This window comes from Ferrimonas sp. SCSIO 43195 (assembly GCF_023716685.1).
In the GTDB taxonomy this organism is placed as follows: Bacteria; Pseudomonadota; Gammaproteobacteria; order Enterobacterales; family Shewanellaceae; genus Ferrimonas; species Ferrimonas kyonanensis.
Genome location: NZ_CP072679.1, coordinates 1,089,613 through 1,112,620 on the forward strand (window position 1 = coordinate 1,089,613; position 23,008 = coordinate 1,112,620).

The window sequence follows — 23,008 nt, forward strand, 5'->3', positions numbered from 1 at the left end:
TCGTGGCTTTATTTGTCCAGAAGTTTGGCGGCACCTCGGTGGGATCCCTGGATCGCATTGAGGCGGTCGCCGATGGCATCGCCCGCTCCGTAAGGGAAGGGCATCAAGTGGTGGTGGTGTTATCGGCGATGGCCGGTGAAACCAACCGCCTGCTGGAGCTTGCCTCCCAAGTATCCGCCAAGCCCAGTGAGCGCGAGTTGGATATGTTGGTGAGCACTGGCGAGCAGATCTCCATCGCCTTGATGGCAATGGCGTTGCAGAAGCGGGGAATCGCTGCATTATCGCTGCTGGCGTCGCAGGTAGGGATTGATACCGATGGCCATCACGGCAAGGCGGAGATCACCCACGTCTGCAAGCAGCGGCTGAGTGAATGCCTGGCCCTGGGACAGGTTGCCATTGTGGCCGGTTTTCAGGGGGTCAGTCCCCACCGGGAAGTGACCACATTAGGCCGGGGGGGCTCAGACACCACGGCGGTGGCACTCGCCGCAGCCATTGGTGCCGATGAATGCCAGATATTCACCGACGTCGAAGGGGTCTATACTACTGATCCAAGGGTAGAACCTAAGGCTCGTAAAATGGATCACATCACCTTTGAGGAGATGCTGGAGATGTCCAGCATGGGCGCTAGGGTGCTGCAGATACGGTCGGTGGAGTTTGCCGGCCGTCACCGGGTCCCGTTACGGGTGTTGTCGAGTTTCAAGGAAGGAGAGGGCACTCTGATCAACTATGACAGCCATTGCCAATCTGATGCCTGTGTAACCGGCATTGCGTTTAGCCGCGAGGAAGCCAGCATTACTCTGACTGGGTTAAAGGACCAGCCGGGGATTGCCGCCACCGTCTTTTCACCATTGGCGGAGGCAAAAGTAGAGGTCGACATGATCGTTCAGTCGTCAGCGGCGAATGATTCGGTTGATTTAACCTTTACGGTTCACCGGGATGACTTTACTCTGGCAAAATCACTGATCGAACCGTTGATGCCAGAGCTGGGAGTTGACCAGCTGATAGAAACCCAAGACATCTGCAAGGTGTCCGTTGTCGGAGCATCCATGCAGTACCACACCGGTATTGCTAAGCAGATGTTTGAGGTCTTGGGGCGGGAAGGGATTAAGATTCATTTGATAGCCACATCAGAGATAAAAATCTCCGTTGCCATCGATGAGAAGTATCTTGAGCTTGCGGTCCGAAGCCTTCACAGTTCATTTGGATTGGGCGAAGACTGAGAATATCTGCCGATGTGGGTAGAATTAATCTAGGCTAACTTTATAATAGCGCTGCAAGATTCCGTCGCTAGGAGCGGTGGACTTGAAGAGAGAGGAGCGAAAGAATGCTGATTTTGACTCGCCGCGTAGGCGAAACCTTGATGATTGGTGACGAAGTTACCGTTACCGTTTTGGGAGTAAAAGGCAACCAGGTACGTATTGGTGTAAATGCCCCCAAAGAGGTTTCCGTTCATCGCGAAGAGATCTACATGCGGATTCAAGCCGAAAAAGACGGCACTCCGCAGGGTGGAAACTTCTAAAAAGAACCGACGCAACTGCGTCGGTTTTTTTATGCCCGCAGGGTTATTCCCCGGCTTGGTCACTGTTTTTAGCGTTCAATAGTTGAGTTTTTGGCCGTTACCGCCTTAAATGAGCTCGGCTTGGCCAAAAACGCTGCAATTGACTTGTGGCGCAGGAAAAAGCGTTTGACATATTTCTGCGACAACGTAATATACGCCCCGCACCGCAGCTGAGGATGACTCGGCGAACGGTGGCTAGGGGCGACTTACCCCGAATAAACCAAGTCGAAATGGTGAGGTGGCCGAGTGGCTGAAGGCGCGCCCCTGCTAAGGGCGTATACCTTGATCGGTATCGAGGGTTCGAATCCCTCCCTCACCGCCATTGCGCGCTCGTAGCTCAGCTGGATAGAGTACCTGGCTACGAACCAGGCGGTCGAAGGTTCGAATCCTTCCGAGCGCGCCATACATTGAAAGCCGCGCATTGCTTTGCGCGGCTTTTATTTTCCCTCAGTAGGGAAGACAATTTGATGAATAATGTGCGTCCGTAGCTCAGCTGGATAGAGTACCTGGCTACGAACCAGGCGGTCGGAGGTTCGAATCCTCCCGGACGCGCCATTCTTCACTACCGATTTGCGCGCTCGTAGCTCAGCTGGATAGAGTACCTGGCTACGAACCAGGCGGTCGAAGGTTCGAATCCTTCCGAGCGCGCCATATTGATGATGCTTGAGCAAGCTCAGGCCCTTAAGCGCAAGGGCGCTGTTGGTCGGATTTCCGGCCTGCGGGCAAGCCCTTCGGCGTTGAGTCGGCGAAAGCGTTGCTTTCTTCCTCCGCCTCAACCCTGTCGAGCGCGCCATTGTTTCGATACTGAGGTTAACCTCAGGTCAAAGCCAAATATGTGCGTCCGTAGCTCAGCTGGATAGAGTACCTGGCTACGAACCAGGCGGTCGGAGGTTCGAATCCTCCCGGACGCGCCATATTTTATAAAGTTGCTTCGTATTTCACGAAATTGACTACAATGTGATTTCTGCGCGCTCGTAGCTCAGCTGGATAGAGTACCTGGCTACGAACCAGGCGGTCGAAGGTTCGAATCCTTCCGAGCGCGCCATCTTAATTAAGAAGCCCGAGCTGACGCTCGGGTTTTTTTATGCGCGCTAATCAGGATTCGTGCCTACTTGCCTTCGGGTCTATGGGTCTATGGGTCTATGGGTCTACGGGTCTGCACCTGTAGTGACGACGCCCCCCTGTCTCAGTCTCTGTCTCTGTCTTTTTGCCTTTGCTCCTGTTTTGGCCTCCGGGTTCCTGATTTTGCCTTTGCAACTGTTTTTCGTGATTGGGGCAGCCAGGCCAGACCCTCGGCACGGCAAATTGCTGTGCTCAAGTAGGCGGGGATTCGGCCGTTTTAGGGGCAAATGGATGGAATGTTAAGCAATCAGTTCAAGCGGGTGAATTTGTTTGGTTTTTGGGGTTTGACTTCTCCCCGTTAAACCGTATGATAGCCACCTGTGTTAGCCAACGTGCCGACACAAAGGGCCGACTTAAGCCCAGTGAAATAAGTCAAAATGGTGAGGTGGCCGAGTGGCTGAAGGCGCGCCCCTGCTAAGGGCGTATACCTTGATCGGTATCGAGGGTTCGAATCCCTCCCTCACCGCCATTGCGCGCTCGTAGCTCAGCTGGATAGAGTACCTGGCTACGAACCAGGCGGTCGAAGGTTCGAATCCTTCCGAGCGCGCCATCTTAATAAAGAAGCCCGAGCTGATGCTCGGGTTTTTTTATGCGCACTTGTCAGGATTGCCGGCCTGCGGGCACAGCCCTTCGGCGTTGAGTCGGCGAAAGCGTTGCTTTCTTCCTCCGTCTCAACCCATCCGAGCGCGCCATCTTAATAAAGAAGCCCGAGCTGATGCTCGGGTTTTTTTATGCGCGCTTGTCAGGATTGTTGCTCAGGCGGAAAAAGTGCTGCTTGTTTTCGACGCCTCAACCCATCCAATACCTTAGTAAGGGTTTGTCACCCAGATCATCAGGGTGAAGAACGCCATCACCAGCCCGCAAAACACGAAAATCCCGTAAAAGCCTTTTTTCCCCTGCTTCAAGCTGTACCCGTTCACGGTCAGGAACAGGCACCACAGCAGCGACAGTACGATGGGTAGCAGAAACAGTCGTCCGATCATCCAAAGCTCCTCTGGACAGTGTCTGGCGGTAAAGCTGATTATTTATTGATACCAATAGTTTAATTATAACGCAATCAACAACGAACTCCGTCGGGACTGCGGCAGGCCGCGCTGGCGTCTTCAGCCATCGTCACAAGCCGGCCTGAATGATGAATACGACAGTTTCGCCCCAATGAGAGTAAAAAGTGATGCCGATTACCGGTAGAATCATTACACTAGCGCTTTCCGGTGCGGACGAGTTTTTGGGAAGCACCGAACGCTGAAGTGATTTAATTACCAGAACGAACATTGACCATCATCCTTTGTGGTTTTTTTGTGTCCCTGGTGTTAGTTGTGTGTAAATATTCGCCGATATGGCTTTTTATTTAGCCAATCGGGTGTAGCATTAGTCCGTTGGGGATTTTCCGGTTTAATTATGCGCTTACTGTTACTGCTGTCTCTGCTTGCTGTTCCGGGCTACGCCTGGTTCGATACCGTGCCCGATTGGCTCGATAAAGAGAGCCAGCAACTGGTGCGGGATCTCAATGGCGGCATCGGTCAAAGCCAGAACCCCAACTTCATTAATGCCGAATATGACGATGGCGTGATGATCATGCATTACCGCCAGTTGGACAGCCACCGCCTTGGCGCCTTTGGCGCGGTAGTGGAAAATCACAGTCAGGAGACGGTCAACAGCTTCTGCAGCAGCAGCTATTACCGTAAGCGATTGGATCTCGGCATGGTTTACCGTCATCAGTATCAAAGCAGCAACGGTGAAACGGTTCAGGAAACTCGAATCGACCGCTACAGCTGTTTACAGGCACAGCGCTTTTAGGCTTCGCCATCGGGCTTCACTCTGAGGCTTTGATGTCAGATTCACCTCCCTTTCGGGGAGCTTTGGAGGTAACTTGCAACTCACCAGTTTTAGCGATTTCGCGTTTCGATCTCTGCTTTTCATGGCCACCCTTCCTGAAGGGGAACTGACCAGCATCACTAAGGTGACGGAGACTTACGGCGTATCGCGTAATCACATGGTTAAAGTGATCAATAAGCTGGGACACGCAGGCTTTGTCAGGACCGTCCGCGGAAAGAAAGGCGGCATCTGTCTGGCGATGAAGCCGGAAGAGATTGGCCTTGGCCAGGTGATTCGTGCGCTGGAGCCGTTGCAGCTTATCAACTGTGGCGAACCCTACTGTAAAATCCTGCCGGCCTGCCGACTGAAAAGTGTATTGGAAGAAGCCACCCAGGCGTTCTTGTCGACACTGGATAACTACACTCTGGCCGACATGTTGACCAACAATTCAGAGCTTAAGGCGCTGATGATCCCCTCCGAGACGGTCGAGTAATTCGGCCCCTCAATGGTAACGGCCTTTTGGAGCCTGTTTGCCAGCGCCTTTATCTCGGCGACCCTGGCCCCCGGCGGTTCCGAGTTGTTGCTGGCCTACTGGGTACAACACACCCCTGAACCCTGGTTGGCTTTTGTTCTGGTCGCGACCATCGGCAACACTCTGGGCTCGTTGACCAGCTTCCTTCTCGGTTACCTCGCCAGCAGACGAAAATCTCCAGCCTCGCTGTTGGACGACAAACACCAATGGTTGATTCCCAAGGTACGCCAATACGGCGTATGGAGTCTGCTGCTGGCCTGGCTGCCAGTGGTAGGGGATGCAATCCCCTTACTGGCGGGATGGTTCCGGTTTTCACTGTTATCTAGTAGTCTTCTGATATTCGTAGGTAAATTTTTTCGATACTTGGTGATTGCCCTAACTACACTGGGGGTAGTTTCAAGCATCTAGGCTGGCTGCGATCCGCATCTCAGCCGGTATCAGGAGGGAATTCAGTGAAGCTATTTAAGCCGTTAGCCCTGTGCATGGCATTGGCGTTGGTCGGATGCGCATCCGAAACACCGCCGCCGTCAGTACCGTCAGGCGTCACCTATTTGGGCTCGAACCTGTCGCGGCAGGCCGAAATCACAATTCCTTACGAAAAGTTCCAGCTGCAAAATGGCCTGACCGTAGTGCTGCATCAGGACCGTTCCGATCCCTTGGTGCACCTGGATGTGACCTATCACGTCGGTTCGGCTCGGGAAGAGTTGGGCAAGTCTGGTTTCGCTCACTTCTTCGAGCACATGATGTTTCAGGGCTCAGAACACGTAGCCGACGAACAACACTTTCAGTTGGTGACCGAGTCCGGCGGTACCCTGAATGGCACCACCAACAGCGATCGCACCAACTACTTTGAAACCGTTCCGGCCAATCAGTTGGAGAAGATGCTGTGGCTGGAAGCCGATCGCATGGGGTTCCTGTTGCCGGCGGTCACCGAGCAGGCGTTCGAAGTACAGCGAGCGACGGTAAAAAACGAACGCGGTCAACGGGTCGATAGTCAGCCCTATGGTCGTCTCAATGAGTTGGTGCAGCAGGCACTCTACCCTCAGGGGCACCCTTACTCCTGGCCGGTCATTGGCTGGATGGAGGAGTTGGATAACGGCAGTGTCGACGATCTGCGGGCCTTCTTTGCCCGTTGGTACGGTCCCAACAATGCCACCCTCACCATTGGCGGCGACTTCGACCGTCAACAGGCGTTGCAGTGGGTGGTGAAGTACTTCGGTCCCATCCCTCGGGGACCGGCGGTGGAGCAAGCGCCAAAGGCGCCCGCCCAGCTTTCCGAAGATCGTTACCTGACGCTGGAGGATAAGGTTCATCTTCCGTTGATTTATCTTTCTTTCCCTACCGTCTATGCCCGCCATCAGGACGAGCCGGCGCTGGATCTGCTGGCCGATATTCTCGGCGGCGGTCAAACCTCCATCTTCTATAAGAATCTGGTGAAAGCGGGATTAGCGGTACAAGCCGGGGTCAGCCACCCCTGCCGAGAGTTGTCCTGCGAGTTCACCCTGTATGCGCTGGCCAATCCGGCCAAGATGCCAAAACTGGCGGACATCGAAGCCGTGATTCGTCAGTCCATCGCCGAATTTGAGCAGCGGGGAGTGACCGAAGAAGATCTGCTGAAAGCTCAGGTCGGTCATGAGGCCGGCACGATTTTTGGTTTGCAGAGTGTCCGCGGCAAGGTGACCTCGCTGGCCTATAACCAGACCTTCTTTGGTGAGCCAGATCTGCTGCAGTCGGATCTGGAGCGCTATCGCAATGTCAGCGCCGAAGACGTGATGCGGGTGTTCAATACCTACCTCAAAGGTCAGCACGCGGTGATCATGAGTGTGGTGCCGTCGGGGCAAACGGAATTGGCCGCCGCCAAACCCACCTTCATCGCGCCAGCGTTAATCGATCCAGCTACCCTGGCACACGCCCAGAAAGTGGTGCCGGCACAGATCAACGATACCTTTGATCGCAGCCTGGTGCCGCCGGCCGGTCCGGCGCCACAGCTGAAAGTGCCGGGTTTGTGGACCCAGACTTTCGCTAATGGCATCGAGGTAGTGGGTACCCAAAGCCTTGAAACGCCCACTACCGAAATTCTTATCGCCCTGGAAGGGGGGCAGCGACTGACTCCGGCCAACCAGGCCGGCCTGGCCCAGTTGACCGCGGCGATGATGGACGAGTCCACCGAGGCCATGACCACCGAGCAGATGGCGCAAGAGCTGGAAAAGTTGGGCTCCTCCATCTCCATCTCGGCCTCCGGCTATCGCACCTACGTGAACGTCAGCGCCCTGACCCAGAACCTGGACGCGACCCTGGCTCTGCTGCAGGAACGACTGTTTAAACCGGCGTTCCGGTTGGAAGATTTCGAGCGGGTTAAAGTGCAGCAGTTGCAAGGCTTGCAGCACCAAGCCAATGATCCGGGCTGGCTGGCCAGCACCGCCTGGAGCCAGCTGCTGTTTGGCGCCGACAACCCGATGGGCAAACCCCTGAGCGGCACCCTGGAAACGGTATCCGCGTTGACTCTGGAGCAGGTCAAAGACTTCTATCAGCAGCAGTTTCGCGGCGGCAACGCCAGTGTGGTCGCCGTCTCCGATATGGACCAGCGCGCGCTGATGAGCAAGCTGAACTGGTTGGCAGACTGGCAGGGCCAGGCCAGCCAATGGCCCAAACTGGCGCAGATGCCGAAGACCAAGGGGCCAGTCATCTATCTGCTGGACAAACCCGGCGCGGCTCAGTCGGTCATTAAGGTCGGTCGGCGCGGATTGGCGTTCGATGCGTTGGGCCAGTACTTCAAAGCCGGGTTGATGAATTACCCTCTCGGCGGCGCGTTCAACAGCCGCATCAACCTCAACCTGCGTGAAGATAAGGGGTACACCTATGGTGCACGCAGCAGTTTCAGCGGTGGACCAGAGCTGGGCAGTTTTGTGGCCGGAGCCAGCGTTCGTAGCGACGTCACTGCCGAGTCGGTGCACGAGCTGCTCGCTGAACTAACCGGTTTTGCCGAAAACGGCATGACTCAGCAGGAGCTCGATTTCATGCGGGCCTCGGTGACTCAGTCGGATGCCCTCAAGTTTGAAACTCCCGGTCAGAAAGCCCGCTTCCTGGGTAAGCTGCAGCGCTATCACCTGCCGGAGAACTTCGTCGCCCAGCAAGGGGCACTGATCAACACCATCGGCCTGGATGAATTGAACCAACTGGCGCGAACGGAGCTGGATCTGAGTCGGATGATCATTCTGGTGGTTGGTGATAAAAACACCATTGAGGCGCCATTGGCCGCTTTGGGCTATGACGTAACGCCACTGACACTGTAAAATCGTTTTTTTCTAATTTAACGGAGGGCTTGGCCCTCCCACGCACGCGAGAATCTGCCTTGACGGAATTTGAACAGAATCTGAGTCGCCTGGCCCAAGGGGAAGGTCGACAAGCTTTGCAGAAGCTGCAACGGGGCATTGAGCGTGAAGCGTTGCGCATTCTTCCGCAGGGCGCCTTGGCCAGGGATCCGCACCCAGAGGTGCTGGGGTCGGCACTCACCAACAAGTGGATCACCACCGATTTTTCGGAGTCTTTGCTTGAGTTGATCACCGGGGTGAATGACAACGTTGATCAACTGCTGGCCGAACTGGGGGACGTTCACCACTTTGTCAGTGAACGTATTGATGGTCAGTACCTGTGGCCACAGTCCATGCCCTGCTTCATCGATCATCACGAAGACGTGCCCATCGCCCAGTATGGGGATTCCCATGTCGGTCGAATGAAAACCCTCTACCGTGAAGGACTCAAGCGCCGATACGGTGCCAAAATGCAGTCCATTGCCGGTGTTCATTTTAACTTTTCCCTGCCGAAAGCGCTGTGGAAGGGGCTCAAGGGCAGCGACAGCCAGGAGGTGATTTCAGACGGGTATTTCCACCTGATTCGCAACTTCCGCCACCAGGCCTGGGTCTTGCCCTACCTGTTTGGGGCGTCACCGACGCTGTGCCCGTCGTTCCTTGAGGGGCGCGACGTGCCCTTTGAGTTTGACACCTTGCCGTCTGGGCTACTGACCTTGCCTTATGCCACCTCACTGCGCATGAGCGATCTGGGCTACACCAACAGCGAGCAAGCCAATCTGCAGATTCGGTACAACTCGGTGGATCAATATGTGGCCGATCTGAAGCGAGCCATTACTCTGCCGTCGGCTCAGTTTGCCAAGTTGGGCATCGAACAGGAGGGGCAGTTGCTGCAGCTGAATGCCAACATCCTGCAGATCGAGAACGAGTTGTATTCTGCCATTCGACCGAAACGCACCACCCATAGCGGCGAAACCCCCTCCGATGCGCTGGCTCGCGCCGGGGTAGAGTACATCGAAGTGCGGACGCTGGATGTGAACCCATTTGAGCCGCTGGGGATCGGTCGCGATCAGATTCTGTTGCTGGACCTGTTCCTGCTGGATTGTGCGCTGTTGCCCAGCCCGTGCTGGACCGATGCCTGCCAGGAGCAGACTCAGCGCAATTTCGAGACGGTGGTGATTGAGGGGCGTAAGCCCGGACTGCTGCTGGAGGCCGGTTGTGGCGAGCAGATTGGCCTGGCTCAGTGGTTGCAGCAGAGTTTCGATCGCTGGTCGAAGATTGCCGATGTCATCGATGGCCTCAATGGGGATACCCAGTACCAGGATGCCCTGACCTTATGGCGTCCGGCTATCGCCGAACCCGAGCATACTCTGTCCGGGCGACTGATGGCCGAGCATCGTCAACTGGATAACCCGGCAATGGCGCTGGCTAAGGCACACAACGTCAATCTGTTGGCCAGGGACTACGCCACCTTGTCGGAAGGGCGCCTGCAGGATGAGGTAAGCCAGTCCTTGCAGCGGCAGCGGCAGCTGGAACAGCAGCAAACCGGTACCTTCGAAGCCTATCTGAAACACTATTTCCAGGGCTGAACGGGAGACAGAATGCGCACAGTATTGCTAGGCAGCGTGGCATTGATCTTGACCGCCTGCGCCAGTCATGACGATCAGCAGGGGCTGTGCGGTAAGCTGTCGACCTTTCATCAGCCTTCGGAAACCGAGAATCTGTTTCGAGCGGTGGTGACCCGCATCGATGACGCCAATGTGGTGACCAAAGCCAGTTACCGTCTCACCCCGGGAACCCATACTCTGAGGGTGGTGGAGCTGATTGACGACCCTCGCCTGGGCATTAGTTTGCGAGATCGCCACTTCAAAGAATTGACCCTCAGGGTTGAGGCCGGGGTGGAATACCACCTCGGGGCCAGGTTTGAGGCCAGGGAGGAGGGCCCGGACTCGACGTCAGAGTATTGGCAGCCGGTGGTGTGGAAACAGGAACAGACTCAGTGCCATTTTGAGCCCTGATCAAAAAAGGCCGCTAAGCGGCCTTTTTGCTGCCTGGAGCCTGGACTCAGGCAATCACCATAACGCTGCCCAGACCGATGAAGGTGAGGCCGCACAGGCGGTTGAAACGGCGCTGCGCCGTGGTGCTGCACAATCGGTTCGCCAGACGGCAGCCTCCAAAGGCCACCAGGTTCAGAATCACGAAGTCCACCGCCGTGAAGGTGGAGCACAGAATCAGCAGCTGTGGCTGCATCGATTTGCTGGCATCGAGAAACTGGGGAAACAGCGCCGCAAAGAAGATCAGACCTTTCGGGTTGGCCAGGCCGACCAACAGGGTTTGTTTAAACAGGCTGAAGCTGCAGCTATTGCGGTAGGTAAAGCTCGATTCCAGAGTTTCGCTGGGGCGGGAGCGCCAGGCAGAGAAACCCAGCCAGAGCAGGTAAGCGGCGCCGGCGTAGCGCAACACTTCATACAGGGCGGCGTTGCTGGTGATCAGTGCGCCGATGCCGGTAGCAGACAGAATCATCAGCACCAGGCCGGCCAGGTTGGAACCCAATACGGTGGCTAGGGCTTTGCGGTGCCCGTAGCGGACGCTGGTCGACAGGGTCAGCAGGGTCATGGGACCGGGGGCGATCAACAGCACAATGACCGTCGTCAGATAAACCAGATACAGCTCGGTTGACATCTTTTGTTACTGGGTTAATACGAAAGGGGCGCATTTAAGCAGCGTTTCTGGTCGCTGTAAAGGGTTGCGTTGGCGTCACTTTCAACAAATGCGATCCCGGTTGTCAGCTTTGGCTGACAGCCCGGGTGAAAATCAAAACTTTGGATTTTGTTGCTGCCTCGGTGGCATTTCCCCGACGGGGAGGGCAAAATCGGTACTTTCAGGGCTTTTTACTGGTTCATGATGCTAAACATAAGATTAATAAGGCTTATCTTAAGCGGTCTGGTGCTGGCCGGCTTGGTGGGCTGTGCCACGCCGCCGCCGCGGGATCCGGAAAATTTGTGCAATATTTTTACGGAAAATCGAGATTGGTACAAAGCGGCCAAAAATACCCGCGAGAAGTGGGGGGTGCCGGTGCATGTGCCGATGGCCATGATGTATCAGGAGAGCTCGTTTAAGCACAATGCGCAGCCGCCCATGAGGTGGTTCCTGGGCTTTATCCCCATCGGTCGAGCGTCCAGTGCCTACGGCTACGCCCAGGCTAAAACCGTCACCTGGGACCAGTATGCCCGGGAAACCGGCAACAACTGGTCCAGCCGCAGTGACTTTGACGACGCCATGGATTTCATGGGCTGGTATATCTATAAATCCAATAAGATCAACGGGGTTTCCAAGTGGGACGCCTACCGTCAGTACCTGAATTACCACGAGGGTTGGGGAGGCTATAAGCGCGGCAGCTACAAGAGCAAACAGTGGCTGGTGAAGACCTCCCGCAAGGTTGAAAGTCGCTCAAAACGGTACGCGGCCCAGTACAACCAGTGCAAAGAAGATCTTGATCGCAGCTGGTTGTGGCGGCTGTTCTTTGGCTAACCCCTGCGGCCAGTCAAAAAGCCGGTCAGCCACGCTGACCGGCTTTTTTGATCCTGCTTATAGTGATTCATGGCCGCCATAGGCGTCACTGATGGTTCTTAGTGCCACAACAATCTGATGATGCTCCATCTTTTCCTGTCCTGGCCCCCACTCCAGAGGGGCCAAAATTTCTGCCGCAAATTCAATCATGTCATTGAGGTTGTATTCGTCTTCCGGGATGTAGGCATGCCCTCCCATAATGGCGCCACCCCGTGACAGCAGTGTCAGACGCTTCTGGATTGTGCGAAGTAATGGCTGTGGCGAAGCAATTAGGTTTTGCTCGAGAAAGGAGTGAAACCACGATCCGCGTTGACTGAACATAAGCGCAAAAACTGCGCGGAGCTCTGTCTGCAGCTGTTCATCGGCATCCCGCATCAAGACGTTGTTGGCGCCACTGAATGTCAGGCCCAGCAAGTCATGGTTGACGCTACGATAGTAATAGGGGAAGCAGGCAAAACAGATCATTTTCTCTTTGGCACTTATCGGCAACTGGCTTAAGTGTGACAACAGCGCCGATTGGGTTCGTACCACCTGAGTAAAGAGGTACACCAACAGATCGCTCTTGGAATTAAAGCTTCGATAGAGGGTGCCGGCTGGAACACCGCAGAGCTTACCCAGCTCGTTCAGAGAGAACTTTAAGTGACCCTGTTGCTTTATTAACTTAGCTGCGACTGCTGCTATTTCATCTTTACGGCGCGACTGTGTTTCTTCACTCATATGGCGGATGATCTCGATTGGATGAGTCTTTGGCTCCGGTAACGAATTATACCCCGGTCTTAATCTGGGGACAGACAGGCTTGGCCAGTCGACGGGCTGGCCCCGTTCATTGCATTATCAAGCCGGGCAATGAGGGGACCAGCCAGGTCCAAATTATGAGGATGGATGGCACGTGGCACAGGAGTAGGGGTCTGGGAATGTCTGACTGGTGGCCCAGTCGGAGTTGCCCCGGGTTTGCTGGTTGGGTTCCATAAGCGTGTAGCCGGAGTCATTGTCTGCCGCATCATGCACCGGCATGTATTTGCCCACGTGGTCAGCGCAGGAGCCACTGAGGCCATCAAGGCTGGTTCCTCCCGTGGTCGTGCCGGAGCAGGAGATCTCGGCCACCCGTTTCCACCTTGAGGCATCACCGTGATTCACCATCGCTTCCTGTTCGGAGTGGCACCAGAAGCAACGTGCGGTTTCGCCGTGTCCTTTGGGGGCACCGTTACTGCCGTGGCAAGAGGCACAATAGTAGGGCTCGACCACATCCGCAAGAACCGGTGAGTCACCTTGGAGGTGGGTGTTGTCCAGACTGTGGCACTGGCCGCAGTCGGCGATGCCCCAACCAAAATGCTGGTTGTTCAGGGGAGCAACTGCTTGATTGATATCAAACACCTCAAAGCGGCCATCGTTCACTTGATTGCGGTGAGCCGGTTCGAACTTGTCGTACATGATATTGTGCCATTTGAACGAGATTGACTCTTTCGGGTAACGCATGATGCCGGTGTCGGTCATTCGGTGGATGTTGTTGCCGCCAAACTTTCCAAACCAGTTATCGATGCAGATTTGAGCCGTCTCCAGAGTGTGCTTGCCGGCGTTCTGCTTAGTAAGCCAGGGGCATTTGCCAAAGAAGGGGCCGCCGCCGGCTTGGTCATTGGCGACCAGCATGCTGGCCAAGGGCCATTCCGGCCCGTAAAAGAAGTCAGATTCATTGTCCAGTTCGCCACTGGTGAACGCCCAGCCAGCCAGGCCACCGGCTCGTTGACCATCGATCACCGATACCGCGTAAGAGTCAACATCGGCCTTGGTGGACATGCTGGGCCAGAAGGTGAATTCAATGTCGACACTGTGCTGTTCCACTGCAGACATCAGCGCATCGGCCATGGTTAGGGTGCCGGTTTGGAACAGATCCGGGCGCAGGTTGAAGGGTTTGACTTCAACATCGGTGGCCACAGTGACATAGCCGCGGCCATCACCGAAGTTGACTCGCAACTGGGGTAGCACCGGGACGCCGCCGTTGGCTTTGAGTCGCGCCACTTCTGCCGCTTGCACTTGCTGGCGTCGCTCGGTCATCTGCTTGGCTTGAGGTTGAATTCGAATGTGCAGGCCGTCACGTATCAGGAACTCATCCAGGCGGTCGTACAGTGGCTCATGGGAGGGAAGACCGGTAGCGCGTTTGAACTCGCCGCCATTGTAGAGGAATGCGGCGTACCAATCCGGGCTGTTGACGTTCTCCTGGCCATCCAGGGTTGCGTCAAAAACACCGTCGCGATCGTAATCGTAGGAAACGCTGAAGGGGTAGGTGCCTAGGCTGGGGTCGAACTCTCCCAGGGTTAACTCAAAATCGTCTCTCTTGGCGCTGACGTACAGCATCACGTCCAGAATGGAGAACTGGTTTTTGGCAAACAGGTCGGCCCTAACCGGAACCTGCGCCGACTGTGCTGCAAACTGGCGTAACTGCTCAGCTGTGACGGTAAAGATATCGAGAGCGTCATTTCGAGTCAGAGCATTGTTGTGCTTGTTGGCACTGTATTGTTGCAGTGGCAATGCTTTGCTGGCGTCGATGCACATTTCCGGGTGTTCGGTGGAGCAGGGGTACCATCGACCTAAGTAGATGTTGACGGACTGGGTAAATTGGCTGTTGGGTTCGATATCCAGATGGAAATTATCATGCTTCGGAGGCTCTTTATCTGGGCTTGGAGAAATAGCACTTTCATCAGAATCACCGCACCCGATTAGTATCGAAGCCAAAATAAATGGCAGCGCTTTCTTGCCGGCTTTGATTATATTCAAAACATCCCCTACTAATTAATGGTATTGATTTTTATTAAATTGGCCAGATTAAATCCAGCCCGCTTTCGTCGCCAAAAAGATCAAATTGGCCTTATTGGCGGCACCAAAGTTTTTCTTTGCGATATCCAAGTGGTAATCCACCCCACGGCTGCTTAAATTTAAGGCATCCGCAATCTCTTGTGCCCTCAGACCCATTGCAGTGAGTTTGATGATCTCACGGGTTTTGCTCTTGAGCTTGAGCGGACATTGCTGAGTAGCAGTGGCTAACAGGCGCTTGGCCTCTGAGCTACTTAGTTGAGGAGCCTGACCCCACCTGTCGGCGGAAAAGAAGGTCAACAGCACGCCATTCGGATCCTTGGAGCTTGGATCGCTAATGGAAAAAACTTTAACCCGGTACAGATTGTCCTCAATCATCACATTAAAGCCGGAACGGTTAAGACGGCTTAAGCGATTAAATATGGATGCGGCTTGCGTTTTAAATTTCTGTTCGGATGTCGACAGGTATGTATAGTCAAAATACTCTAATGAACTCATTGGGTTTAATGGAGTAATATCAGAGACGAATACAGGTGTGTCGTTAAATTTGTATAAAGCCCAACCACAAGGGAAAGCCATTATTGATAACTACCAATAACTTAAAACTTAAATAATAGTTTACTCAGATTTGAGGCTGGTACTTTGACCGATCTACAGAGAATGCGGGTTTCAAAATCAAAGTTTAAAAGTCGATCTGGATCGCCCATTTTGATTGTTGATGTAATCGGGTTACGGCTTGGTGGTTCATTTTGTGGCGTCAGTCTCGCTATGTCGGCACCTCTCTAATGAGTCATTGGTAAAAGTGGAGAAGTTCTCCACTGCGATGCCGCTGTTGAGTTAACTTTCCGCGCAGTGACAAAGCCGGTCAGCCACGCTGACCGGCTTTTTTGATCCTGCCTTTGGGGAAACTACAAGTAACTCTGGCATATCGACAATAGGGATTGTGGCGTGTCGGCAACGTGGTCGGGTTGCTGTTGCCAGCGCTGCGGCGTCGCCCCGCTGTAGGCCGCAGTGACCGCGATAACATTGCAATCCGACCCCAGTGCCTGATTCAGGTTTCGAGCAAACTCAACGTCGCCTTGATGATCGCCAATGTACATCAGTTGCCGAGGCCGCTTGGCGCCAAAGATTGCCTCGACGCATTGCAGGCCTCCGGCCGGGTGAGGCTTTTGCTGACCACCCTCTACATCGTTGTATCCCATGATGCTATGAAACGGCGTGTCTACCCCTTCCCGTTTCAGCAGCGCCCAGATGGTGCTGGCGTCGTTTTGTGAGCACACTCCGTGGGGCAGGCTGGTCAGGGAGTGAAGTAGGCTGGCGATCCCCTCAAACAGGCGCACTTCGGTGGTGTTGCTGCGTTGGTACTTGGCCCACAGGGCGCCAGCCTCGGTGGTTTCTTGGGCACTCAGTCCATAGTAGTTCTGGTATAAGTCCTGCCAGTTGCGCGCGGCGTGATTGGCGTGGTGGTATGCGGATTCACTTTGCAGCCAATGGGGCAGGTTGGCTCCGGTCAGGTGAGGGGCGATGTCGGCAAGAATGGACTGGGTAATATTGATATTTTTGGGAACCGAGTTAACCAGAGTTCCGTCGTAGTCCCACAGTATGGCGTCCAGTGGCATGGTGGTTTCATCACGGTAAAGACCAACACTTTGCCATCGAGAAGAGGGGAAAAAAAGACTAAAAATCAGAATTGAGCGTTCTCATTTTTCGTCGTTAGAGCAATAAAAAACCGGAAGCGGCGGAGCCGGTTCCGGTTGCTGATGCAGGCTGAGGGGGATCAGTCGCCGAAGTAGGCACCAATCTGTTTCAGTATGCCGGGGCCGTCCAGCTCCAGTTCGGTGTGCATCTCTTCCTGGGTGCCTTGCTCAATGAAGCGATCCGGCAGTCCCAGCTGCAACACCGGCTTGGCCACCTTGTGGCGATTCAGGCATTCCAGCACCGCAGAGCCGGCGCCGCCCATAATGGCGTTCTCTTCCAGCGTCACCAGTCGGTCGTGACTGGCGGCCATCTCCAGCACCATCTGCTCATCCAATGGCTTCACGAAGCGCATATTGATCACCGTGGCGTCCAGTTTTTCCGCGGCTTCGAGCGCGTAGGGCAGCAGCGTGCCGAAGCTGTAGATGCACAGCCCCTGGCCCTGGCGACGAATCTCCGCTTTGCCGATGGGCAATTCGGTCATCTCTGACTGAATCTCAACCGGCAGCCCGGTGCCCCTTGGGTAACGGACGGCGGCCGGAGAATCCATCTTATGGCCGGTGTACAGCATCTGCCGACACTCATTGGCATCCGCCGGAGCCATGATGGTGAAGTTGGGAATACAGCGCAGGAACGACAGGTCGAAAGCGCCTTGGTGGGTCTGGCCGTCGGCGCCCACCAGTCCGCCCCGGTCGATGGCAAACAGCACCGGCAGGTTCATAATGCCGACATCATGAATGGCCTGGTCGTAGGCGCGCTGCAGGAAGGTCGAGTAGATGGCCACGACCGGATGATAGCCTTCGCAGGCAAAGCCCGCGCCTAGGGTAACCGCGTGTTGCTCGGCGATAGCCGCATCAAAATACTGCTGCGGGAAGCGTTGAGAAAACTCCACCATGCCGGAGCCTTCGCGCATCGCCGGGGTGATGCCCATCAGCTTGTCGTCAGCGTCGGCCATGTCGCACAGCCAGTCACCAAACACTTTGGAGAAGGTGGGTTGTCCCGGTTTGGACTTCGGCAGTTTGGCTTCTTCAATATTGAATTTCGGTACCCCGTGGTAACCGATGGGATCCTCTTCCGCCGGTTTGTACCCTTTCCCTTTCTTGGTCATGATGTGCAAAATTTGCGGCCCTTTCAGGTTACGCATATTGCTCAGGGTATCCACCAGGCCGTCGACATCGTGGCCGTCGATGGGGCCGATGTAGTTGAAACCCAGTTCTTCGAACAGAGTGCCGGGGACCACCATCCCTTTCAGGTGCTCTTCCGCACGGCGGGCCAACTCTTTGATCGGTGGCATGCCGGCCAGGGCTTTCTTGCCCCCTTCTCGAATGGTGGTATACAGGCGGCCCGACATCAACCGGGCCATGTGGTTGTTCAGGGCACCGACGTTCTCGGAGATCGACATTTCGTTATCGTTGATGATAAGCAGCATGTCTTTGTGGATGTCTCCGGCGTGGTTCAGCGCCTCAAAGGCCATGCCACCGGTCAGGGCGCCATCACCAATGACCGCCACCACTTTGCGTCCCTGAGCTTCGCGATCGGCGGCAATGGCCATCCCCAGCGCGGCAGAGATTGAGGTGGTGGAGTGGCCGACGCTCAGGGTGTCGTACTCACTCTCTTCTCGCCATGGGAAGGGGTGCAGGCCACCCTTTTGGCGAATGGTCGGCATCTGCCGGGCTCGGCCGGTGAGGATTTTGTGAGGGTAGGCCTGGTGGCCGACGTCCCACACCAGACGGTCGTACGGGGTGTTATAAACGTAATGCAGGGCGACAGTCAGTTCCACGGTCCCCAGGCCTGAAGCCAGGTGTCCGGAAGAGTGGCTGACACAGCGCAGCAGATACTGGCGCAGTTCATCGGCCAGGTTCTGCAGTTCGGCTTTGGGCAACTGGCGCAGGTCTGACGGCAATTCAGCCTTGGCCAGGAGTGGATAATCGTTCAGATCCAAACTCATTGTGACGGTCGCTTCTTTGTTATCTTGTTTATTGGCCGCGCTCGATAATATAGCGAGCAAAGTCAGTAAGTAGGTCGGTATTGTATGGCAATTTGGCCAACGATGTCAGGGCATCTTGATGGAGACTCTGAGCCACTTCACAGGCACCGTCCAGTCCCAGCAATGACGGGAAGGTGCTCTTGTTGGCATCGGCATCCGATCCCTGGGGTTTGCCCAGTTGCTCGGTATCGGCGGTAATGTCCAGGATGTCATCCTGAACCTGAAACGCCAGGCCGATGGCGTCGGCGTACTCGGTCAGTGCCAGTTTATGCTCCGGTGCCAGTTGGGCCACCGCCAGGGTGGCCATCTCGACGCTGGCTCGCATCAGGGCGCCGGTTTTGAGCCGGTGCAACTGAGTCAATTGTTCCAGAGAGATACGGCTGTCGGTGGAGGCCAGATCAATCGCCTGGCCGCCGCACATTCCCTGATAGCCAGAGGCTCGGGTCAGTACTCGAATCATGGCGATGCGGTTTGGCTCCAACTCCGAAGGCAGCTCGCAGTTGGCCAGAATCTCAAACGCCAGCGTCTGCAGTGCGTCTCCGGCCAGAATGGCGGTCGCTTCATCAAAGGCGATGTGGCAGGTGGCTTGCCCCCGACGCAGGTCGTCATCGTCCATGGCCGGCAGGTCGTCGTGGATCAGCGAGTAGGCGTGAATGCACTCCACCGCGGCGGCCAGCGGATCCAAAGTGGTCTCTTCGGCGCCCAGCATGGTGCCGACGGAATACACCAGAAACGGCCTGGCGCGCTTGCCACCGAGCAGGGTGCCATAGCGCATCGCTTCCAGCAGGCGCGGAGCGCAATCGGGAAGTCGGTCAAAATGGGCAATTAGGTGTTGATCAACACGTTGACGGTACTGAGTCAGAGCGGCGCTCAGCATGGTTACTCCTGAGAATCGAACTGAACCAGTTGCGCGTTGCCTTCCTCATCCTTGGTGAGCATCTGCACGCTTTGTTCGGCCTGGGTTAATTTCAGCTGGCTCGCTCGTACGAGGTGAATCCCTCGCTCAAACTGCTTCAGTGCCTGTTCCAGCGGCACATTTCCCTGTTCCAGATTGGCAACAATCTGTTCCAGTTCTGCCAGAGCTTGTTCAAAACTAAGATTGTCCGGTTTTTTTGCCATGATAGGCTCCTTGAATTGCTGCACAAAGGTACTTGTTTGTGCCCGTCGAATCAATGACAGTGGCCGCTTAACATTAAATTTCATTAAACTTGCGCTGCGACGGACCGATAAAGACAATAGGCAATCGATGTTCCCCTCGGGGACAGCCGAAAATTCAGACACTTCAGGAGATTTCGTGGATCTGGCGACCCTTATTGGCCTTCTTGGCGCCTTTGCTTTCATCGTTATGGCAATGATGAATGGCGGTGACCCTGGGGTCTTCATCAACCTCCCGTCTATCTTCATTGTTGTGGGCGGTTCGCTGTTCGTTGTAATGATGAAGTTCAATATCGGCCAGTTTTTCGGTGCGGTAAAAATTGCGGCGAAAGCCTTTATGTTCAAGCTGGACAAGCCCGAAGCCTTGATTGAACAATCGGTGGTGATGGCGGATTCGGCTCGAAAGGGCGGCTTTTTGGCTCTGGAAGAGGCGGAGATCAGCAACAGCTTCATGCAGAAAGCGGTCGACCTGCTGGTGGATGGCCACGATGCCACCGTGGTGCGTCAGGCGCTGTCTAAGGACATCGGGCTGACCATCGAGCGCCATCAGTTCGGCGCCAGTATCTTTCGCGCCCTGGCTGACGTTGCCCCGGCGATGGGGATGATCGGCACCCTGATCGGCCTGGTGGCCATGCTCAATAACATGGACGATCCCAAGTCCATCGGACCCGCCATGGCGGTCGCCTTGCTGACCACCCTCTATGGTGCCATCATTGCCAACATGGTGGCGGCGCCCATTGCCGATAAACTGGAACTGAGGATGAGCGAAGAGATGCTCAATCGCCGTCTGATCATGGACGCGGTGCTGGCGATTCAGGATGGCCAGAACCCCAGGGTGATCGAGGGCTTCCTGAAGAATTACCTCAATGAAAATCAGCGAAAAATTTCCACCACCGAAGAGTAGACGCCACAGATGACGCTTAGCGCAGGCGGTGACGACGCCGCTCCACCGGAAAAGAAAGTCGCCCCCGGCGCCCCCGCCTGGATGGCCACCTTTGCCGATCTCAGCACCCTGCTGATGTGCTTCTTCGTGCTGTTGCTGGCGTTCTCTGAGATGGACGTACTCAAGTTTAAGCAGATTGCCGGCTCGATGAAGTACGCGTTCGGGGTACAGAATAAGCTGGAGGTGAAGGACATTCCCAAGGGAACCTCGGTGATTGCTCAGGAGTTTCGCCCTGGTCGCCCCGAACCAACACCCATCGAAGTCATCAACCAGCAAACCATTGAGTTCACGAAGAATCACCTTGACGTTGAGCCCGGTGCCGATCCGGTGGCAGGCAGCGAGCAGAGCAACGACGGCAAATTAAAGGGCGGCGCCAGTGAAGACACCAGCGCGTCCTCTCAGACTCAGGCCAGTGCCAATGCGCTGGCGAAAAAGCTGGCTCAGCAACTGCAGGAGCAGGTCGAAGACGGTGCCATCGAGATCGAATCCCTCGGGCAGCAGATTGTTATCCGCATTCGTGAGAAGGGGGCGTTTCCGGCGAACTCCGCGTTTCTGCAACCAAAGTTCCGGCCGGTCATTCGAGCGGTGGCCGACCTGCTGAAAGACGTGCCAGGCATTGTTACTGTCACCGGCCATACCGATAACGCCAAGGTTCAGAACGAGTTATACCGTTCTAACTGGGAGTTGTCGTCGCAACGGGCGGTATCGGTCGCCCATGAAATGATCAAGGTGGAAGGCTTCGACCCGCTGCGGATGGAGGTCATTGGCAAGGCCAACAGTCAGCCTCTGGTCAGCAACGATGATGCCAAAGGCCGGGCCAAAAATCGCCGGGTCGAGATTGCGATCACTCAGGGTAAGCCTAAACTTTCGGAAGAGATTCCGGCAATCCAGTAGTTTCCGGGCCGAAGACACGCGGTGTTCTTCGGCCCACTCTCGCTTCAAATGTGGTTTTGGCCATCTCCTGGTTGTTTCCCGAATCCCTAAGCTCAGGTATAATGCCGCGCTTTGTTTTTTTGCCTGTACAGGAAGCTCATGAAATTTATCGTCAAGCTGCATCCCGAGATCATGATCAAGAGCAAATCGGTGCGCAAGCGCTTCGGTAAATTGCTCGAGTCCAACATTCGCAACGTGCTGCGGAAAACCGACGAGTCCGTGCGCGTGCGTTTTAACTGGGATCACATCAGTGCGACCAGCAGCCTTGATGATGCCGACAATACCGCCAAGCTGGTGGTGTCCCTGAGAAACATGCCCGGTATCCACCACTTCCTGGAAGTGCGTCAGTACAACTTTGAAACCATCGACGACATCTTTCAGCATGCTCTGCCGGTGTTCACCGAGCGCCTGAAAGGCAAAACCTTTTGCGTACGCGCCAAGCGCCGCGGCAAGCACGACTTCAATTCACTGGAGGTGGAGCGTTACGTCGGTGGCGGGTTGAACCAGCATACCGAAGCGGCCGGTGTTCGCCTCAAGGATCCCGATGAAGTGATCGGCCTGGAAATCGAAGACGACAAACTCTATCTGGTGGAGAAGCGTCACGATGGCATGGGCGGTTTCCCCATTGCCACCCAGGAAGACGTCCTGTCGTTGATCTCCGGCGGATTCGATTCTGGCGTGTCCAGCTTCCAGTGCATCAAGCGTGGCGCTCGGACCCATTTCTGCTTCTTTAACCTCGGTGGCGCCGCCCACGAGCAGGGGGTTAAGCAGGTGGCCTATTACCTGTGGCACAAATACGGCTCCTCGCACAAAGTGCGCTTCATCTCGGTTCCGTTTGAACCCGTGGTGGAAGAGATCCTCGAGCGGGTCGACAACGGCCAGATGGGCGTGATTCTTAAGCGGATGATGATGCGAGTGGCCAGTGAAGTGGCTCAGCGGTTCAACATTCCTGCCCTGGTGACCGGGGAAGCCATGGGCCAGGTGTCCAGCCAGACCCTGACCAACCTCAACGTCATCGATAAGGTCACCGATACCGTGATTCTGCGTCCGCTGGTGACCTGGGACAAGCAGGAGATCATCGACGTGGCCCGCCAGATTGGCACCGAAAGTTTCGCGGCGGCAATGCCGGAATACTGCGGCGTGATCTCCCAGAAGCCAACGGTGAAGGCGGTGTTGTCAAAAATCGAGGCGGAAGAAGCCAAGTTTTCTGAAGACCTGATTGAACGGGTGATGGCGGAGACCAAAGTGATGGACATTCGCGACGTGGCAAAAGAGGAACAGGCTCGGGTGACCGAGATGGAAACCGTGGACACGCCGACCGCCGGTGCCGTGGTGCTGGACATTCGGGCGCCGGAAGAGGAAGAGGAGAAACCGCTGCTGATGGACGGTGTCGATGTGGTGACTCTGCCGTTCTTCAAGCTGGGTTCCGCCTTTAAGGAGTTGGACCAGAGCCGCACCTATCTGCTGTATTGCGATCGCGGCGTCATGAGTAAGTTGCAGGCGCTGTACCTGAAAGAGCAGGGCTATGACAACGTAAAGGTATACCGCCCTTAAGCGTGTCGATGCCGAAAAAAAACCGCCT

21 protein-coding genes and 8 tRNA genes are annotated in these 23,008 nt (G+C 55.5%); 20 read left to right on the forward strand and 9 right to left on the reverse strand.

The annotated features are described in order from the left end of the window. Positions 1–2 precede the first annotated feature (2 nt). From J8Z22_RS05205 to J8Z22_RS05250, 10 genes are all read left to right on the forward strand, one after another. On the forward strand, positions 3–1,220 hold the full coding sequence (locus J8Z22_RS05205) for an aspartate kinase (protein ID WP_028113842.1): 1,218 nt from the start codon (positions 3–5) through the stop codon (positions 1,218–1,220). 104 nt (positions 1,221–1,324) lie between these two features. Beyond that, positions 1,325–1,519, forward strand: coding sequence for a carbon storage regulator CsrA (csrA, locus tag J8Z22_RS05210; RefSeq protein ID WP_028109924.1), 195 nt, complete (start codon positions 1,325–1,327; stop codon positions 1,517–1,519). A gap of 271 nt (positions 1,520–1,790) precedes the next feature. Beyond that, a tRNA-Ser gene (locus J8Z22_RS05215) sits at positions 1,791–1,880 on the forward strand. Between the two features lie 4 nt (positions 1,881–1,884). Continuing rightward, positions 1,885–1,961 (forward strand) — tRNA-Arg (locus tag J8Z22_RS05220). 75 nt (positions 1,962–2,036) lie between these two features. After that, positions 2,037–2,113: transfer RNA gene (locus tag J8Z22_RS05225), tRNA-Arg, on the forward strand. Between the two features lie 19 nt (positions 2,114–2,132). Then, a tRNA-Arg gene (locus J8Z22_RS05230) sits at positions 2,133–2,209 on the forward strand. Between the two features lie 186 nt (positions 2,210–2,395). Beyond that, a tRNA-Arg gene (locus tag J8Z22_RS05235) sits at positions 2,396–2,472 on the forward strand. Positions 2,473–2,526: 54 nt separating this feature from the next. After that, positions 2,527–2,603: transfer RNA gene (locus tag J8Z22_RS05240), tRNA-Arg, on the forward strand. A 456-nt stretch (positions 2,604–3,059) separates the two neighbouring features. Further along, positions 3,060–3,149, forward strand: a tRNA-Ser gene (locus J8Z22_RS05245). A gap of 4 nt (positions 3,150–3,153) precedes the next feature. Beyond that, a tRNA-Arg gene (locus J8Z22_RS05250) sits at positions 3,154–3,230 on the forward strand. A 256-nt stretch (positions 3,231–3,486) separates the two neighbouring features. Here J8Z22_RS05250 and J8Z22_RS05255 read toward each other — a convergent pair. Beyond that, positions 3,487–3,663 carry a hypothetical protein gene (locus J8Z22_RS05255; RefSeq protein ID WP_028113841.1) on the reverse strand — a complete coding sequence of 59 codons (177 nt, stop codon included), beginning with the start codon at positions 3,661–3,663 and terminating at the stop codon, positions 3,487–3,489. Between the two features lie 415 nt (positions 3,664–4,078). Here J8Z22_RS05255 and J8Z22_RS05260 point away from each other — a divergent pair, with 415 nt between their 5' ends. The 6 genes from J8Z22_RS05260 (at position 4,079) to J8Z22_RS05285 (ending at position 10,353) form a co-directional block, all read left to right on the forward strand. Continuing rightward, entirely contained in the window at positions 4,079–4,477 is a 399-nt protein-coding gene (locus J8Z22_RS05260; protein ID WP_028113840.1) for a hypothetical protein, read from the forward strand. A 121-nt stretch (positions 4,478–4,598) separates the two neighbouring features. Next, positions 4,599–4,988, forward strand: coding sequence for a nitric oxide-sensing transcriptional repressor NsrR (gene nsrR / locus J8Z22_RS05265; RefSeq protein WP_245595610.1), 390 nt, complete (start codon positions 4,599–4,601; stop codon positions 4,986–4,988). A 12-nt stretch (positions 4,989–5,000) separates the two neighbouring features. Continuing rightward, positions 5,001–5,435, forward strand: coding sequence for a YqaA family protein (locus tag J8Z22_RS05270; protein ID WP_028113838.1), 435 nt, complete (start codon positions 5,001–5,003; stop codon positions 5,433–5,435). A 74-nt stretch (positions 5,436–5,509) separates the two neighbouring features. Beyond that, on the forward strand, positions 5,510–8,320 hold the full coding sequence (locus J8Z22_RS05275) for a pitrilysin family protein (protein ID WP_252010452.1): 2,811 nt from the start codon (positions 5,510–5,512) through the stop codon (positions 8,318–8,320). A 59-nt stretch (positions 8,321–8,379) separates the two neighbouring features. Further along, entirely contained in the window at positions 8,380–9,924 is a 1,545-nt protein-coding gene (gene gshA / locus J8Z22_RS05280; RefSeq protein ID WP_252009255.1) for a glutamate--cysteine ligase, read from the forward strand. 12 nt (positions 9,925–9,936) lie between these two features. Next, positions 9,937–10,353, forward strand: a complete 417-nt coding sequence (locus J8Z22_RS05285; protein WP_252009258.1) for a hypothetical protein — start codon at positions 9,937–9,939, stop codon at positions 10,351–10,353. A gap of 46 nt (positions 10,354–10,399) precedes the next feature. Here J8Z22_RS05285 and J8Z22_RS05290 read toward each other — a convergent pair whose 3' ends face one another. Continuing rightward, a complete protein-coding gene (locus J8Z22_RS05290; RefSeq protein ID WP_252009261.1) occupies positions 10,400–11,017 on the reverse strand; it encodes a LysE family translocator in 618 nt (205 codons plus the stop codon). Between the two features lie 222 nt (positions 11,018–11,239). On the opposite strand from J8Z22_RS05290, the gene J8Z22_RS05295 reads away from it, so the two are divergent. Continuing rightward, positions 11,240–11,866 (forward strand): hypothetical protein, encoded by a 627-nt coding sequence (locus J8Z22_RS05295; protein ID WP_211227319.1) that lies wholly within the window; start codon positions 11,240–11,242, stop codon positions 11,864–11,866. Between the two features lie 57 nt (positions 11,867–11,923). On the opposite strand, the gene J8Z22_RS05300 is transcribed toward J8Z22_RS05295, so the two are convergent. The 7 genes from J8Z22_RS05300 to xseB all read right to left on the reverse strand — a co-directional run bounded on the left by J8Z22_RS05300 (position 11,924) and on the right by xseB (position 19,514). Beyond that, positions 11,924–12,622, reverse strand: a complete 699-nt coding sequence (locus J8Z22_RS05300; protein ID WP_252009264.1) for a TetR/AcrR family transcriptional regulator — start codon at positions 12,620–12,622, stop codon at positions 11,924–11,926. A 153-nt stretch (positions 12,623–12,775) separates the two neighbouring features. Then, complete coding sequence (locus J8Z22_RS05305) at positions 12,776–14,455, reverse strand: hypothetical protein (RefSeq protein ID WP_252009266.1); 1,680 nt, start codon at positions 14,453–14,455, stop codon at positions 12,776–12,778. Positions 14,456–14,725: 270 nt separating this feature from the next. Then, positions 14,726–15,292, reverse strand: a complete 567-nt coding sequence (locus tag J8Z22_RS05310) for a LuxR C-terminal-related transcriptional regulator (RefSeq protein WP_252009267.1) — start codon at positions 15,290–15,292, stop codon at positions 14,726–14,728. A gap of 329 nt (positions 15,293–15,621) precedes the next feature. Continuing rightward, positions 15,622–16,332, reverse strand: a complete 711-nt coding sequence (locus J8Z22_RS05315; protein WP_252009280.1) for an HAD family hydrolase — start codon at positions 16,330–16,332, stop codon at positions 15,622–15,624. Positions 16,333–16,490: 158 nt separating this feature from the next. Next, positions 16,491–18,356: a 1-deoxy-D-xylulose-5-phosphate synthase gene (gene dxs / locus J8Z22_RS05320; RefSeq protein WP_028113829.1), complete on the reverse strand. Its 1,866-nt coding sequence runs from the start codon at positions 18,354–18,356 to the stop codon at positions 16,491–16,493. 28 nt (positions 18,357–18,384) lie between these two features. Continuing rightward, on the reverse strand, positions 18,385–19,272 hold the full coding sequence (gene ispA, locus J8Z22_RS05325; protein WP_252009283.1) for a (2E,6E)-farnesyl diphosphate synthase: 888 nt from the start codon (positions 19,270–19,272) through the stop codon (positions 18,385–18,387). Between the two features lie 2 nt (positions 19,273–19,274). Next, positions 19,275–19,514, reverse strand: a complete 240-nt coding sequence (gene xseB, locus J8Z22_RS05330; protein ID WP_028113827.1) for an exodeoxyribonuclease VII small subunit — start codon at positions 19,512–19,514, stop codon at positions 19,275–19,277. A gap of 175 nt (positions 19,515–19,689) precedes the next feature. On the opposite strand from xseB, the gene pomA reads away from it, so the two are divergent. The 3 genes from pomA (at position 19,690) to thiI (ending at position 22,980) form a co-directional block, all read left to right on the forward strand. Then, positions 19,690–20,454 (forward strand): flagellar motor protein PomA, encoded by a 765-nt coding sequence (gene pomA / locus J8Z22_RS05335; protein WP_028113826.1) that lies wholly within the window; start codon positions 19,690–19,692, stop codon positions 20,452–20,454. Positions 20,455–20,463: 9 nt separating this feature from the next. Continuing rightward, complete coding sequence (locus tag J8Z22_RS05340; protein ID WP_035416089.1) at positions 20,464–21,387, forward strand: flagellar motor protein MotB; 924 nt, start codon at positions 20,464–20,466, stop codon at positions 21,385–21,387. A 138-nt stretch (positions 21,388–21,525) separates the two neighbouring features. Beyond that, the gene (gene thiI / locus J8Z22_RS05345; RefSeq protein WP_028113825.1) at positions 21,526–22,980 is read left to right on the forward strand and encodes a tRNA uracil 4-sulfurtransferase ThiI; all 1,455 of its coding nucleotides are present in this window, start codon (positions 21,526–21,528) and stop codon (positions 22,978–22,980) included. The last annotated feature ends 28 nt before the right edge of the window (positions 22,981–23,008 follow it).